A 13360-nucleotide genomic window follows, 5' to 3' on the forward strand; every position below is an offset into this window, starting at 1 on the left:
CGAGCCCTCGGCAGCGGCCGGCGGCGCACGGGAGACCAGGGATGACACCGCGGAAAGGATGCGGACCACCGGTGGAACCGTGCGCGCCGGTCGCCGCGGACGGCCCGCGGATCGTGATCGGCTGGAAAAACCGCATAGCGTGACGATGAGGGATGGCCCGGTGGCCCTCCGCAACGTCAAGCACAGTTTTCCCGGTCGCTGTCGATTCTACTCCGCCGAAACCAATCGGCGAGGGTCCGGCACCCCTTCCGGGTGCCTGAGAGTGCCGTAGCGCGATTTGAGGCGCTACCCAGGTAATCCCCTACACGGCACAGCCGCCCCGCGCAATGGCAAACGCTGCAGCAGCCCCGGCCGTCGGGCGCGCCTGCAGTGCCCGGCCCACACTCACTGCGACACTGCTCGACAACGTCGCGAGCCTGTGTCGTAACCTCGCCCGCGGGCCGGAGATGGCCAGGCGGTCGCAGGGCAGGTCGAGAAGGGATGGCCCCGAATGGCGCACGACAAGGGCCTGGACAACGTCGCGGTGCACTGGCCGCGGACGAACCAGTACTACGACCCGGTGGCTCCCGCCGAGTTCGTCGACTTCGGGGCGATCGCGGACCGGCCCGAGATCGCGGCACCCACCGGAGCCCTGGCGCTGCACATCGCCAAGACCGGAACGGTGCGGGCCACCGCGTACACCGAACTCGTTGATCTTCTGCTCGGCCTTGAAGGTGTGCTCTACGCCACCGACGCCGCGGCCGAGGACGAAGACCCGGTCATCGACCCGGACGGCTGCGCGTGGATCGCCGGCGGCCTGGAGCGGTTCGTCGAGGGCCACGAGAAGTTCGACGACCTGGTCACCTTCGAGACCGTCACCGAGGTGCTGCGCACCGCGATCTCCGCCGGCCGCCTCCCCGAGCAGCAGCTGCGCTGGCTGGACCAGCGACTCGCGGGCCTGCGCGACGACGCCGGGAACTCACCGCACTGGAGCTTCGCGCGGACCGAGCTGGCCATCCTGGCCGGGTTCTACCGCCGCTGCGCCGAGCGCGGCTTCGCGGTGTTCGCGGACTACTGAGCGGACCACTCAAGCGGACCACTCGAGCGGACTACTGGAAGGGCTACCGAGCCGATTCCCGGTTACTGAGTCTTTCGCGGGTGGCGGATCAGCCACCCCAGACCACCTGCCACAGCGACAAGGACCAGGGCCGAGCCGACCCAGAAGATGCGGGTACGGTCCTCAACCTCGCGATGCATCCGGGCCAGCAGCTCGTTGCCGTCACAGGACGACGTCGCACCGCCGACCGAGTACACCTGGTAACGGCCGCCTTCGACGAACCCGTATCCACAGGACGCCGAATCCTCGGCAGTGATGAGTGTCACTTTACTGCCGGGATCGCCCTTGAGGACCGATTCGACGGCGAACTCGACCTCCACGTCCGAACCGACCCAGTCCGCGTCCACATCCTCGACCACGCCGACGAACGCCACCTCAGACCGCTCCAGCGGGTCGAAGCCAGTGGCGCACGAGCAGGCCCACGCGGGACTCCCGGCGACCGAGATCGGTGCCAGGACGAGCAGCAGCAGGACCAAGGCGCGGCGCAGATGCGAGAACATGCCTCTACAGACGCACCAGAAGGCCGTTTGGTTTCAGCCGTACGTATCCCGAGGTCCCCGGCCCTGCACCCGCCGCGTACCCCGGCTCCACGACGGCGCGGCCGGCCCGTGAATGTTGAGCCTGGTCACGACGTTGTTGCCGACCTCCCCGGCGATCTTGCGCAGCAGGGTGGCGGCGAGCATCCGCAACTGGGTGGCCCACGCCGTCGACTCGGCCTCGACCTCCAGGATCCCGCCCTCGAGCTTCATCGGGCGGCTGTGCGCAGCGATGTCCGGCCCGACCACTTTCTCCCAGGCCCCGAAGACGGTCGCCTCAGCTTTCGGCTTCTCCCAGCCACGGGCTTTGACCAGGCGTTCCAGCATCGCCCCGAACAGCTGTGGATCACGCGGGTCCGGGCCCGGCCCGGAGTAACCACGCAACCGCCGGCCGCTGCCTGGCCCCCCGGCCCGGCGACGCGGCGTCTTGGCCGCCTCCCGGCGCCGGGCCAGCGCGGCGTCCAACACGGCCCGAGCAAGCTCCGGCCCCACAAGCTGATCGTTGGCCACCGGCTCCGCCGGCTTATCCACAGCGGGACGAGATTTATCCACAGCGGGACGGGAAACTCGCTCAGCGCCCCCAGAAGACCCCTGAAGCTCCCTGGCCTCATCGAGCCCCGCCCACAGGTCCCCCCGGGCCTCTGTGAACCGCTGAGGCCGGTCTTCCGGCCGATCTCGATCAGAGTCAGGAAACACGGATCACCGATCCCGTCGTCACGTCGTAGCGCGCCCCATGCAGGCTCGCCGGCACATCCTCCGGAACCGCACACGTCACCAGCAACTGTCCCGCATCCGAGACCAGCGCCGCCAGCCTCTCCCGCCGGGCGGTGTCCAACTCGGCGAAGACGTCGTCGAGAGCCAGCACCGGCTCGATGCCGTCCGAGCGCAACAGGTCGTAGGCGGCCAGCCGCAGCGCCAGCGCAAACGACCAGGACTCACCGTGGCTCGCATACCCCTTCACCGGCAGGTCGCCGAGGCTGAGCGCGAGATCATCGCGATGCGGGCCGACCAGGGTGGTGCCGCGCTCGATCTCAGCCACCCGGCGCTCCGCCAGCTTCGCCAGGATCGCCGCCTCCAGGGCCGGACGATCCGAGGGCAGAGCATCACCCAACCGCGAGGCGTACGCGATGGCAGCGGCCGTCCGACCGGCGGCGACCGCGTCGTACGCCTTCGTCAAATGCGGTCCCAGCGCCGCAGCCAGTTCCAGCCGGCCGGCCAGCAACTCCGCACCGTGCCGTGCCAGATGCTGATCCCAGACTTCGAGGGTGGAGAGATCCTGCCCGCGGGTGCCACCCACCTTGCGGTTCAGGTAGGCGCTGCGCAGCAGGGCGTTGCGCTGCTTGATCACCCGGTCGTAGTCGGCGCGCACCCCCGCATATCGCGGCTGCCGGGCGACCAGCAGGTCGTCGAGGTAACGCCGCCGCTCCGACGGGTCACCCCGGACCAGCTCCAGGTCCTCCGGGGCGAACAGCACCATCCGCAGCGCGCCGAGCACGTCCCGGGGGCGGCGTACCGGCGAACGGTTCAGCCGTGCCCGGTTCGCCCGGCCCGGCACGATCTCCAGCTCCACCAGCAGCTCCCGTCCATCGTGGACGAGAGCGCACCGGACCACCGCCGATTTCGCCCCGGACCGCACCAGCGGTGCGTCCATGGCCACCCGGTGACTGTCCAGAGTGGCCACGTAACCCAGGGCTTCGATCAGGTTCGTCTTGCCCATGCCGTTCTGGCCGACGAACACGGACACGCCGGGTTCGAGATCGACCGCCACTCGCTCATAGGAACGGAAGTCGGTGAGCTCGACCCGGCGTACGTGCATGGATCAGCGCTTGACGGCGTGTCCACCGAACTGCTGACGCAGCGCGGCGACCGCCTTCATCGCGGGCGAGTCGTCCTGGCGGGACTCGAAACGCGTGAAGATCGAAGCGGCCAGGACATGGGCGGGGACCCCGAGACGGACGGCCTCGTCGACGGTCCAACGGCCCTCACCGGTGTCCTCGACGTAGCCCTTGAGGTTGGCCAGCGTCGGGTCGTCGTCGAGCGCCCGGTCGAGCAGGTCGAGCAGCCACGACTTGACGACGCTTCCCTCGCGCCAGCTCTTGATGACCGCCGGCACGTCGTGCACCAGCTCGGACGCCAGGAGGATCTCGTAGCCCTCGCCGTACGCCTGCATCATCCCGTACTCGATGCCGTTGTGGATCATCTTTGCGTAGTGACCGGCACCGTGCGTGCCGGCGTGCGCGAAACCGAACTCGCCGGCCGGCTTGAGCGCCTCGAAGATCGGCTTGCAATGCTGCACCTGCTCAGCCTCGCCACCGACCATCAGCGCATAGCCGTTGGTGATGCCCCACACGCCACCGGAGACACCCACGTCGAGGTAGTGGATGCCCTTGGCCTTGAGCCGCTCGGCGCGCGGGCCGTCGTCGGTGAACTTCGAGTTGCCACCATCGATGATGATGTCGCCGGCTTCGAGAACCTCGGCGAGCTGGTTGATCGTGTCTTCGGTGATCTTGCCGGCCGGCACCATGGTCCAGACGACACGCGGCGACGCCAGCTTCTCGGCCAGTTCGGCCAGGTTAGCGACGTCGCTCTTGTCCGCGTTGTGGTCGAAACCGACGACCTCGTGCCCCGCTGCGCGGAGTCGTTCCCGCATGTTGCCACCCATGCGGCCGAGACCGATCAGGCCGAGTTGCATGGTGATCTCCCTAGATGAGCGATTGGTTCAAGCTCAGTATCAGCGAGTGACCCGGATCGGCATGATCAGATAGCGGTAACCCGGGATGATTTCGCCGCTTTCGGCAGCGGGCGAGATCACAGCTGGCTTGAACGCGTCGACGAACGCGAACACCGCCGTCGGGGCCCCGAGGTTCTGCAGACCGTCGATCAGGTACTGCGGGTTGAAACCGATCGTCAGCGGCTCACCGGTGAACTCGGCCTCGGTCGCCTCGCTGGCCCGGGCCTCCTCGGTGCCACCCGCCTCGACCACCACGCCGTCCTCGCTGAAGCTCAGCAGCACCGGCGTCTGCCGCTCGGCCACCAGGGCGACCCGGCGGACCACCTCGACCAGAGCCGACACCGAGATCCGCGCCTCTGCGTTGTGCGAAGCCGGGAAGAGCGAGCGCACCGGCGGATAGTTCGCGCCGTCGAGCAGGCGGCTGGTCGTACGGCGGGCGCCACCGGCGAAGCCGATCATGCCCTCGCCGGCGCTGCCCTGTGCCAGGGCCAGCGTCACCGAGCCACCGCCGGGGCCGAGCGCCTTCGCCGTGTCGTTGAGGGTCTTCGCCGGGACCAGCGAGTTCAGGCTGATCTCCGGGTCGTCCGGGTTCCACTCGATCTCTCGCATGGCGAGGCGGTACCGGTCGGTCGCCAGCAGCGCCATCGTCGAACCGTTCAGCTCCAGTCGCACACCGGTCATCATCGGCAGGGTCTCGTCCCGACCTGCGGCGATCGCGACCTGGGAAACGGCTGAGGCGAACGTAGAGGCGTCGACGGTGCCCGCGCTGGACGGCATGTCCGGCAGCGCCGGGTAGTCCTCCACCGGCATCGTTGGCAGGGTGAACCGCGCACTGCCGCAGACCAGCTCGAGATGCGAACCGACCGCCGCGATGTCGACCGGCTTGCCCGGCAGGGCCTTGGTGATCTCGGCGAGCAGGCGGCCGGAGACCAGAGCGGCCCCGTCAGCGTCGGCCTGAACCTCGACACTCACCTGGCTGGAGACCTCGTAGTCGAAGCCGGACACCTGCAGGCGCCCGCTGGCGACCCGGAGCAGGACACCGGCCAGCACCGGCACCGACGGCCGACTGGGCAGGCTCTTGGCTGTCCACGCCACGGCTTCGGCGAGCGCGTCTCGCTCCACCCGGAACTTCATGATGTCCTCCGCGATGCGTCCTCATACAGGGGGCATGGACCCCACTGAACTCTATGGCTCCGGCGGTACTTGCGCGTGCCCGGCCCTGGTCCGGCTTCTTACACGGCCAAGGGCGAGGACTCCAAGCCTCCAGGCCCTTGCTTTCGGTGCTTGCCGACCTCGGCCCCGACGAGCTCCGAACCGAGCCTCCACACCTTCCACAACGCTGATTATTGGTTTTTGTTCTCTTAGAAGAGATAACTAGTCGTAATCATAGGTGTTGTGGATTCTGTGGAAAACCCGAGTTTGTGCTGGTGAGAGGGTTATCCACCTGTGACTTCCATGTGGGAAACCAGGGTATAACTCGGGGCCTCTGTCCACAGCCACTGCCGTTGAGGGCAGTTATCCACCGCTGTCCACAGGCTGTCCCCAGGATATCCACCGGTTTTATCCCCCGCCCTGTGCATAACGCAGGGACGGGTCCGGGCCGTCGTCCCCAGAACCTTCAACAGGATATCCACAGGCTTCCACAACCTGTGAGATCAACTATCACCCTCCGTGTCTGTCCACATCGATTTCCACAGGGTCGCCGCACATCTGTGGATAACGGTGTCAGGAGATATCCACTGCCTGTGGATACAGCCTGTGGACGCCTGTGGATTAGTGTGGATAACGTTGGCACGAAACTGACCCGTCCCGACGTTGACAAAACCCTGTCGATCACTCCTGAAACTAGGCGTTGATTAGCGTCTATATTTTTGGTTTTTCGAGTTGATCTGGGTATAACTTGTGGATAACCCGGTGTATTACCCGTGGATAAGTCGTGAACGCGCGGGAAGCAGCAGGTCAGAGCTGGGTAACCCGTTCGTGGACAGCCTGTGGGTAACTACGAATCGGCCCTTGATCCGTTGACGGGCGTCCCTGCGTGATCACCATTGTGGACAGTCGAAACCCGCGTGGGCCCGGGTCGCCAGACCACTCCCTGTGGATTTACTTCCCAGCGGGTACGTGGAACAACAGCTGAGTCTTCCAACGCCCCTGGTAAATCGAGTTCCCGTCCAGGTCAGAGACTTATCCACACCCAACATCACTCCCTGTGTCCAGGGGCGGTCCGCGCTCCAGCCCACTGCTGCGTGGTGACTTCTGGTTCGATCCGGACCCCACCTCACCACGCAGTCGCCCGCGGCCGGGTGTGTGGCCACTTGAGGTGCGAATCGAGCCCGAAGTCACCACGCAGGAGCGGGCCACGCGGGAGCGGGCCACGCGGGAGCGGGCCACACAGCAGCGGGCCACACAGCAGCGTGTGGTCAGTTGGGGCGCGGATCGCACCTCTGCCCGGCATGCAGCGAGCCGTTGCCGTTCCAGCCGGATGCCAAAAGCTGCCGGTAACGGACGCCAGGTTGCCGGTAACGCCCGGGAGCCACTCAGCCAGCCGCTGACCGGGCGTGTGCGGTGACCTTTGGTTCGGACTGGACCCCAGGTCACCACGAAAAAGCTGGCCACCGGGTATGTGGTGACCTGAGGTGTGGATCGGAGCACAAGTCACCACGCGGATGGCGGGCACCGGGATTGTGGTGAGCTTTGGTTTGGATCGGGCCTCAGGTCACCACGGAGACGGCGGGAACTGGGTGTGTGGTGAGCTGAGGTTTGGATCGGAGCCCAGGGGCACCATGCGGGGCGTGGGGTTGGGGTAGCGGTGATGGGGTAGCACCGCCCGGCGGTGGGGCGTATGGCGGGACCAGACGCCTGCCTGCACGCACGGGGCGAGGCCCCGTGGTGCTCTTGAGGGGCCGTGGAACGTACGGCGTCAGGTGTTCTGTTTGATCCTGTTGGTGAGTTCCGCGATCTGGTTGTAAAGGGACCGCCGCTCCGCCATGTGTTGCCTGATCTTGCGGTCGGCGTGCATGACCGTGGTGTGGTCGCGGCCGCCGAAGGCCTGGCCGATGCGCGGGAGGGAGAGGTCGGTCAGTTCGCGGCACAGGTACATGGCGACCTGGCGGGCGTTGACCAGGACCCGGCTGCGGGAGTGGCCGCGCAGGTCCTCCAGGGAGACGCCGAAGTAGTCGGCCGTCGAGACCATGATCTGGTCTGCGTTGATCTCCGGGCCGGCGCCGTCGGGCATGAAGTCCCGCAGCACCTCCTCGGCCAGGGACAGCTGGACCGTGGAACGGGTGAGGCTGGCGAACGCGGTCACCCGGATGAGGGCGCCCTCGAGTTCGCGGATCGAGTTGGAGACCCGGGAGGCGATGAACTCCAGCACGTCGCTCGGGGCGTACATGCGCTCCTGCGCGGCCTTCTTCTGGAGGATCGCGATGCGCGTCTCCAGATCGGGCGGTTGGATGTCGGCGAGCAGGCCCCACTCGAAGCGGGTCCGCATCCGGTCTTCCAGGGTGGCCAGCTGGCGCGGTGAGCGGTCCGAGCTGATCACGATCTGCTTGTTCGCGTTGTGCAGCGTATTGAAGGTGTGGAAGAACTCCTCCTGCGTGCGCTCGCGGTTCTCCAGGAACTGGATGTCGTCGATCAGCAGGATGTCGACGTCGCGGTAGCGCCGCTGGAACGCCTGCGTCTTGTCGTCTCGCAGGCTGTTGATGAAATCGTTGGTGAACTCCTCGGTCGACACGTAGCGCACCGAACGTGCATGCCCCAGGGTGGTGGCGTAGTGACCGATGGCGTGCAGGAGGTGGGTCTTGCCCAGGCCGGAGCTGCCGTAGATGAAGAGTGGGTTGTACGCCTTCGCCGGCGACTCGGCGACCGCCACTGACGCCGCGTGTGCGAACCGGTTGGACGAGCCGATGACGAACGTCTCGAACATGTACTTCGGGTTGAGCCGGTTGCCGTCCTGCCCGCCGGGGCGCGGCGCGGTGCCGGGGCCGCGCAGATCGATCGGCGGCCGGCCGGGGCCGTTGTCGCCGGCGCGCATCGGGCTGTCGTCGCGACGGTCCGGCCCCTGCATCGGACGGTCGTCGGGATGACGCTGATTGTCCCGGCGCTGCGCGGCGTCGGCCGCCATCCGATGCGCGACCGCGTCGTTGGGCTGCTCGTTCTCGGTGGGGTGTGCAGCTGGTGACCGGTTCACCTGGGACGGGGCCGGCGGCATCGGGTCGGCGAACAGCGCCTCCTGGCCGGTGGGGACGCTGCGGGAGAACGGAGCCTGCGGTGCCGAGTGCTGGGCGGAACCCGTCGGGTACGGCTCGGGCACGTGCTCGGTGGGGCCGAAAGCCTGCTGCTGGTACGGCGGGTCGGGCATCCGTTGCGGACCGGGGTAGGCCGGCAGCTCCGGTTGATAAGGACCGGCCTCCGCGTAGTGCCGTGGCTGTGCCTCGGGCATCTGCTGCGTCTGCTCGGAAGGAGTGCCGTAGACCGTGCCGGGCATGCCGGAACCGTCCTCCGGAGGGCGGACCGTGACGGCGACCTGGATCGGCCGGTTCAGCCGCTTGGTGAGGGCCTCGGTGATCGCCGGGCGCAACCGGGACTCGATGATGTCTCGGGTGTAGGTGTCCGGAACCGATAGGAGAGCAGTGTCCTCGACTATCGCCCGCAACCGGGTGAACTGAAGGTAGGCACGCTGCTGCCGTGACGCGATCTCGTCGGAGAGTTCGTCCAACGTCTCACGCCACAACGTGCCCAGGTCCACCTGATCGGCCACCGCCGCGCCACCCCCATCGCCACTGACCCCCGGTGGGCCTTGTTCGGCCTCTTGCCAACCCAGCACAGTCAACGTGCTGAACATGCACGGTGCCAACCGGCTATCCACAGGTTATCCACAACCCGTGGCAGTGCCGATGGCCGCTCCCGGCCGGATGGTCGGCAGGTTCATCGAAGCCTGTGGTGACGCGGGCGGTAAACAGGCTCCACCGTGGCGAACGATCCACCTGCTTGTCCGGTTTTGGCCGTCGCTTCGCGGGTCGCGAACGGCCGGTGAGACCAGCAACCGCGCACGCTAACAGCGCTGACTGGCGGGTTACAACTGTGGCTCCGGGCGTCCAGCGCCCGGTCGCGGGAAAAGATTCACTTGGTGCACGGAACGACCAGCGCCGGCCCCCGGACGCACCTCGGAGCCGACGTGCCGGACCAGGATATGGTTGACCCTCCGGATGGCCCTGAGTAGGGTTGGGCGGTTGCTCCGCCGCGCTCTGATAAAGTGGCGTCTTACAGCGGATGCCCCCAAAAGTCGTAGCAGGAAATCGGAGTTCTCACGTGAGCAAGCGCACCTACCAGCCGAACAACCGCCGGCGTGCCAAGACCCACGGCTTCCGGCTGCGCATGCGCACCCGTGCCGGCCGCGCCATCCTGGCTGCCCGCCGTGTCAAGGGCCGCGACAAGCTGTCGGCCTGAGCCGCCCGCTAGTCGGGTCGGAATGTCCAGGTAGTCATGCTTGCCGCGGCGCAACGACTGCGGCGTAGCGCGGACTTCGCCGCAGCGATCCGTGGTGGCCGTCGAGCCGGCCGCGGGACTCTGGTCGTTCACCTGCTTATCGATGAGCCGGCGTGCGCCTCCACGGCGCGCGCCGGCTTCGTCGTATCCAAAGCGGTGGGCAACGCGGTCGTCCGTAACAAAGTGCGCCGCAGACTCCGGCACCTCGTCCGGCCGCTCCTCAGCGACCTTCCAGCAGGTGCCTCTCTGGTGGTCCGGGCGCTTCCGCCGTCGGCTGAAGCCTCGTACGCCACCCTCACCACTGACCTGGAGAGCGCGCTCACTGCGGCCCGTAGACCTCGGCGGCCCCGATGAGCCTGGCCGCCCGGCTCCTGACGGCAGTGGTCGTCGCGTACCGTCGATACTTGAGTCCGGTGCTGCCGGCACGCTGTCGGTTCTACCCGTCGTGCAGCGCGTACGCCCAGGAGGCTCTGGCTCGGCATGGTGCCTTTCGGGGTACAGGCCTGGCGATCTGGCGGCTCCTCAAATGCCATCCCTTCCACCCTGGCGGGTATGACCCGGTGCCTGACCCGATCCGTCACCGTCCTGCCGATGTGACTGGAGCTTTAGATTGAGTCTCGGTCCGATCTACTACGCCATCTCGTGGATCCTTCTGCAGTGGCATTCGCTGTGGGACACGATCGGCATACCTGACGGTCGCGTCCTGGGCACCAACTGGGCCTGGATCCTGGCGATCTTCTTCCTGGTCGTGACGCTGCGGGTCATTCTCTTCCCGGTCTTCGTCAAGCAGATCAAGAGCCAGCGCGCGATGCAGGCGCTGCAGCCCAAGGTCAAGGCCCTCCAGGAGAAGCACAAGGGCGACCGGGAGACGCTCCAGAAAGAAATGATGGAGCTGTACCGGGTCGAGAAGGCCAACCCGCTGATGGGCTGCCTTCCGATGTTCCTGCAGATCCCGGTCTTCTTCGGCCTGTTCCACGTGCTCCAGCACCTCGACCCGACGATCTCCGACGAGAACAAGCAGCTGTACGGCTGGCCGCTCGAGCAATTCGACAGCGCCGCCGTGGCACACCTGTTCAACGCCCCGATCAGTGCCAAGTTCGGCTCGACCGCCGCTGAGCTGGCCGCCCTGAACGCCGACGGTACGACGGTCAAGGTCCTCGCCGCCGTCCTGGTCCTGGTCATGATGGCCACCACGTTCCTCACCCAGCGCCAGATGATCCTCAAGACCGGCTGGGCCGAGGACCCGCAGCAGCTCATGATTCAGCGGCTGATGCTCTACGGCATTCCGTTCACGCTGCTCTTCTCCGGTGCGCTGTTCCCGATCGGTGTCGTCATCTACTGGGTCACGAACAACCTGTTCACCCTGGGCCAGCAGCAGTGGGTGCTCCGCAAGTTCCCGCCGCCGCAGATGGCCGGCAAGAGTGGCACCCCGGCCCGCCCGGCCGCCGGCACCAAGACCACCAGTGGTGCGAAGAACCCGGTTCAGCCGGCCCGCACCGGTGGCCTTTTCGGCCGAAAGCCCGCGCCCGAGCCGACGAGCCCGGTGGTCGACACCAAGGCACTCGCGCCCAAACCGGGTGCCAAACCGGTGAATCCCAAGAAGGGCACCCGACCGGCGAACAAACCCAAGGGATGATCGCGGCCCGGGGCCTTTTCGGCACCCGGGCGCGCCTCTTGGCCCACAGACCTCCCCGAGTCGACGTGCACGCGGCCGGCGCGGGAAACAGCGGACCGACTCCGGTCGGGCCCGAGCGACAACGGAGATGAGACCGTGACCGACACCAGCACTCCCCCTGCCGCCGACGCGCCGGCTAGCGCCGCCGCGTCCACTCCCGCTGACGCATCCACCTCCGCTGACGTGTCAGCCGGGGCTGCCGGTGCCTCGACCGAGGTCAAGAAGTCGGAGAGCGTCGCCTCGGACGGTGACCTGTTCCGCCAGAGCGAGATCGCCGCGGACTACATCGAGGGTCTGCTGGACATCCTTGACTACGACGGCGACATCGACGAGCTGGTCTCCGCGGGCCGTCCGATGGTCGAGGTCGTCGGTGACCGTCTCCAGCCGCTCGTGGGTCAGCGCGGCGCCACCGTTGAAGCCCTTCAGGAACTCACCCGGCTGGCGATCTTCCGGGCCACTGGTTCACCCAGTCGGCTCCTGCTCGACGTCGGCGGCTACCGGGCCACCCGGCGCAAGGAACTCGGCGCGGTCGCCCGGAACGCCGTCGAGAAGGTCAAGGAGCACGGCGAGCCGGTTCGCCTGGAGCCGATGTCCGCGTTCGAGCGCAAGTGCGTGCACGACGTGGTCAACGCGATCTCCGGTGTGCAGAGCGAGTCCGAGGGCGTCGAGCCGAGCCGGCGCATCGTGGTGCGGGCGGCGGACTGACTGTGATCGAGTCCCGCCACGACGCGGGGGACTCCGGCCCGGGCGTCACACTGCCCGGGCCGTCGTCTTTCCCCGTTCCCTCTTCCGCCACGGAGATCTTCGGCGAGCGCCTTGAGCTGGCCGAGCGCTTCGTGTCTCTACTTGCCACCGATGGCGTCGTACGTGGATTGATCGGTCCCCGAGAGGCGCCTCGCCTGTGGGAACGTCACCTCGTCAACTGCGGGGTGATGGGTTCCCTCATTCCGTCCGGGGCGTCGGTGATCGACGTCGGTTCCGGGGCCGGGCTGCCCGGTCTGGTGCTCGCGATCAGCCGGCCTGACCTCGTGATCACTTTGGTGGAGCCGCTCGCTCGCCGTACCGTCTTCCTGGACGAGGCGGTCGCCTCGCTCGAACTGGACAACGTGACCGTCGTCCGGGGCCGGGCTGAAGAGGTCGACCTGCCCGGAGCTGACGTGGTCACGGCTCGGGCCGTCGCCGCGCTCGACAAGCTCGCCGGTTGGTGTCTTCCGCTGGCGTCGGTCGGCGGACGGCTGCTCGCCATGAAGGGTTCGTCGGCAGCCGAGGAGATCGCTGCCAATCAGGACCTCGTCTCGTCACTCGGTGGTGGAGAAGCGGTCATCCATCTGTGTGGGGTCGGATTGATCGATCCGCCCACGACAGTGGTGGAGATCATCAAAGAGCGGCACGTCGTTCCGGGGAAAGCTCGGCGTGAGGCTCCGTCACGTCGAAAGCCACGTCGGCGGTAGCCCTGAGGTCCAGTTCGATGTCCTGGGCTCCCAGCGGCGCCGCCAGGGGTGTTAACAGTCGTCTAGGGGTTCGTGTCGTCACTGCCGCTGTTCCACCCGTACCCCAAAGAGTTTGATTTGGGTCTTGGGGTTGCCCTTGTGCCCGGTGTCATGGTTTTTGGGGCTTTCTTGGATGACGATGGAACGACGTTGTGCTCGCCGGAACGGACGGACGACCATGGCGACACGTGCCCGACACCCGTAGGCTGGCCGAATGTCGATAGTGTGGTCCGGTTCTCCCTTGCCAGAGGGCACGTTCTGCCGGCCAACCTCTTTCTGACCTCAGGGATGAAGCGGTGCATGAGTACGGTGTTTCACGTGAAACCGAGTCGCCTCTCGACAGGC

Annotated in this window: 13 protein-coding genes; 7 read left to right on the forward strand and 6 right to left on the reverse strand. The window is 67.0% G+C overall.

Going from position 1 to position 13360, the window contains the following annotated elements; genetic code table 11:
* The first annotated feature begins 490 nt into the window (after nt 1-490).
* A complete protein-coding gene (locus BLU81_RS33245; RefSeq protein WP_092550272.1) occupies nt 491-1057 on the forward strand; it encodes a hypothetical protein in 567 nt (188 codons plus the stop codon).
* Between the two features lie 62 nt (nt 1058-1119).
* On the opposite strand, the gene BLU81_RS33250 is transcribed toward BLU81_RS33245, so the two are convergent.
* From BLU81_RS33250 to dnaA, 6 genes are all read right to left on the reverse strand, one after another.
* A complete protein-coding gene (locus tag BLU81_RS33250) occupies nt 1120-1596 on the reverse strand; it encodes a hypothetical protein (RefSeq protein ID WP_092550275.1) in 477 nt (158 codons plus the stop codon).
* A 33-nt stretch (nt 1597-1629) separates the two neighbouring features.
* The gene (locus tag BLU81_RS33255) at nt 1630-2163 is read right to left on the reverse strand and encodes a DciA family protein (protein ID WP_269460936.1); all 534 of its coding nucleotides are present in this window, start codon (nt 2161-2163) and stop codon (nt 1630-1632) included.
* A gap of 154 nt (nt 2164-2317) precedes the next feature.
* Complete coding sequence (gene recF / locus BLU81_RS33260; RefSeq protein ID WP_092550281.1) at nt 2318-3448, reverse strand: DNA replication/repair protein RecF; 1131 nt, start codon at nt 3446-3448, stop codon at nt 2318-2320.
* Nucleotides 3449-3451: 3 nt separating this feature from the next.
* Nucleotides 3452-4324, reverse strand: a complete 873-nt coding sequence (gene gnd / locus BLU81_RS33265; RefSeq protein ID WP_092550284.1) for a phosphogluconate dehydrogenase (NAD(+)-dependent, decarboxylating) — start codon at nt 4322-4324, stop codon at nt 3452-3454.
* A gap of 39 nt (nt 4325-4363) precedes the next feature.
* The gene (dnaN, locus tag BLU81_RS33270; RefSeq protein WP_092550287.1) at nt 4364-5497 is read right to left on the reverse strand and encodes a DNA polymerase III subunit beta; all 1134 of its coding nucleotides are present in this window, start codon (nt 5495-5497) and stop codon (nt 4364-4366) included.
* Nucleotides 5498-7283: 1786 nt separating this feature from the next.
* Nucleotides 7284-9122 (reverse strand): chromosomal replication initiator protein DnaA, encoded by a 1839-nt coding sequence (dnaA, locus tag BLU81_RS33275; protein ID WP_269460937.1) that lies wholly within the window; start codon nt 9120-9122, stop codon nt 7284-7286.
* Nucleotides 9123-9673: 551 nt separating this feature from the next.
* Between dnaA and rpmH the strand changes: the two genes are divergently transcribed.
* The 6 genes from rpmH to rsmG all read left to right on the forward strand — a co-directional run bounded on the left by rpmH (nt 9674) and on the right by rsmG (nt 12976).
* Nucleotides 9674-9811, forward strand: a complete 138-nt coding sequence (rpmH, locus tag BLU81_RS33280; protein ID WP_092550293.1) for a 50S ribosomal protein L34 — start codon at nt 9674-9676, stop codon at nt 9809-9811.
* Between the two features lie 36 nt (nt 9812-9847).
* Entirely contained in the window at nt 9848-10204 is a 357-nt protein-coding gene (gene rnpA / locus BLU81_RS33285; RefSeq protein WP_092550296.1) for a ribonuclease P protein component, read from the forward strand.
* Nucleotides 10201-10464: a membrane protein insertion efficiency factor YidD gene (gene yidD, locus BLU81_RS33290; protein WP_092550299.1), complete on the forward strand. Its 264-nt coding sequence runs from the start codon at nt 10201-10203 to the stop codon at nt 10462-10464. The genes rnpA and yidD overlap by 4 nt, the downstream gene beginning before the upstream one ends.
* The gene (gene yidC / locus BLU81_RS33295; protein WP_092550302.1) at nt 10461-11486 is read left to right on the forward strand and encodes a membrane protein insertase YidC; all 1026 of its coding nucleotides are present in this window, start codon (nt 10461-10463) and stop codon (nt 11484-11486) included. The genes yidD and yidC overlap by 4 nt, the downstream gene beginning before the upstream one ends.
* 222 nt (nt 11487-11708) lie before the next feature.
* Nucleotides 11709-12230 carry a Jag family protein gene (locus tag BLU81_RS33300; RefSeq protein ID WP_373873376.1) on the forward strand — a complete coding sequence of 174 codons (522 nt, stop codon included), beginning with the start codon at nt 11709-11711 and terminating at the stop codon, nt 12228-12230.
* Nucleotides 12231-12280: 50 nt separating this feature from the next.
* Nucleotides 12281-12976, forward strand: coding sequence for a 16S rRNA (guanine(527)-N(7))-methyltransferase RsmG (rsmG, locus tag BLU81_RS33305; RefSeq protein ID WP_092557993.1), 696 nt, complete (start codon nt 12281-12283; stop codon nt 12974-12976).
* Nucleotides 12977-13360: the final 384 nt, after the last annotated feature.

The sequence above is a fragment of the Actinoplanes derwentensis genome (assembly GCF_900104725.1).
Lineage (GTDB): Bacteria > Actinomycetota > Actinomycetes > Mycobacteriales > Micromonosporaceae > Actinoplanes > Actinoplanes derwentensis.

Bases quoted from the DNA above. Each gene is read 5' to 3' on its own strand.
- BLU81_RS33245 (WP_092550272.1), top strand. From the start codon at position 491: ATGGCGCACGACAAGGGCCTGGACAACGTCGCGGTGCACTGGCCGCGG.
- BLU81_RS33250 (WP_092550275.1), bottom strand. From the start codon at position 1,596: ATGTTCTCGCATCTGCGCCGCGCCTTGGTCCTGCTGCTGCTCGTCCTG.
- recF (WP_092550281.1), bottom strand. From the start codon at position 3,448: ATGCACGTACGCCGGGTCGAGCTCACCGACTTCCGTTCCTATGAGCGA.
- gnd (WP_092550284.1), bottom strand. From the start codon at position 4,324: ATGCAACTCGGCCTGATCGGTCTCGGCCGCATGGGTGGCAACATGCGG.
- dnaN (WP_092550287.1), bottom strand. From the start codon at position 5,497: ATGAAGTTCCGGGTGGAGCGAGACGCGCTCGCCGAAGCCGTGGCGTGG.
- rnpA (WP_092550296.1), top strand. From the start codon at position 9,848: ATGCTTGCCGCGGCGCAACGACTGCGGCGTAGCGCGGACTTCGCCGCA.
- yidD (WP_092550299.1), top strand. From the start codon at position 10,201: ATGAGCCTGGCCGCCCGGCTCCTGACGGCAGTGGTCGTCGCGTACCGT.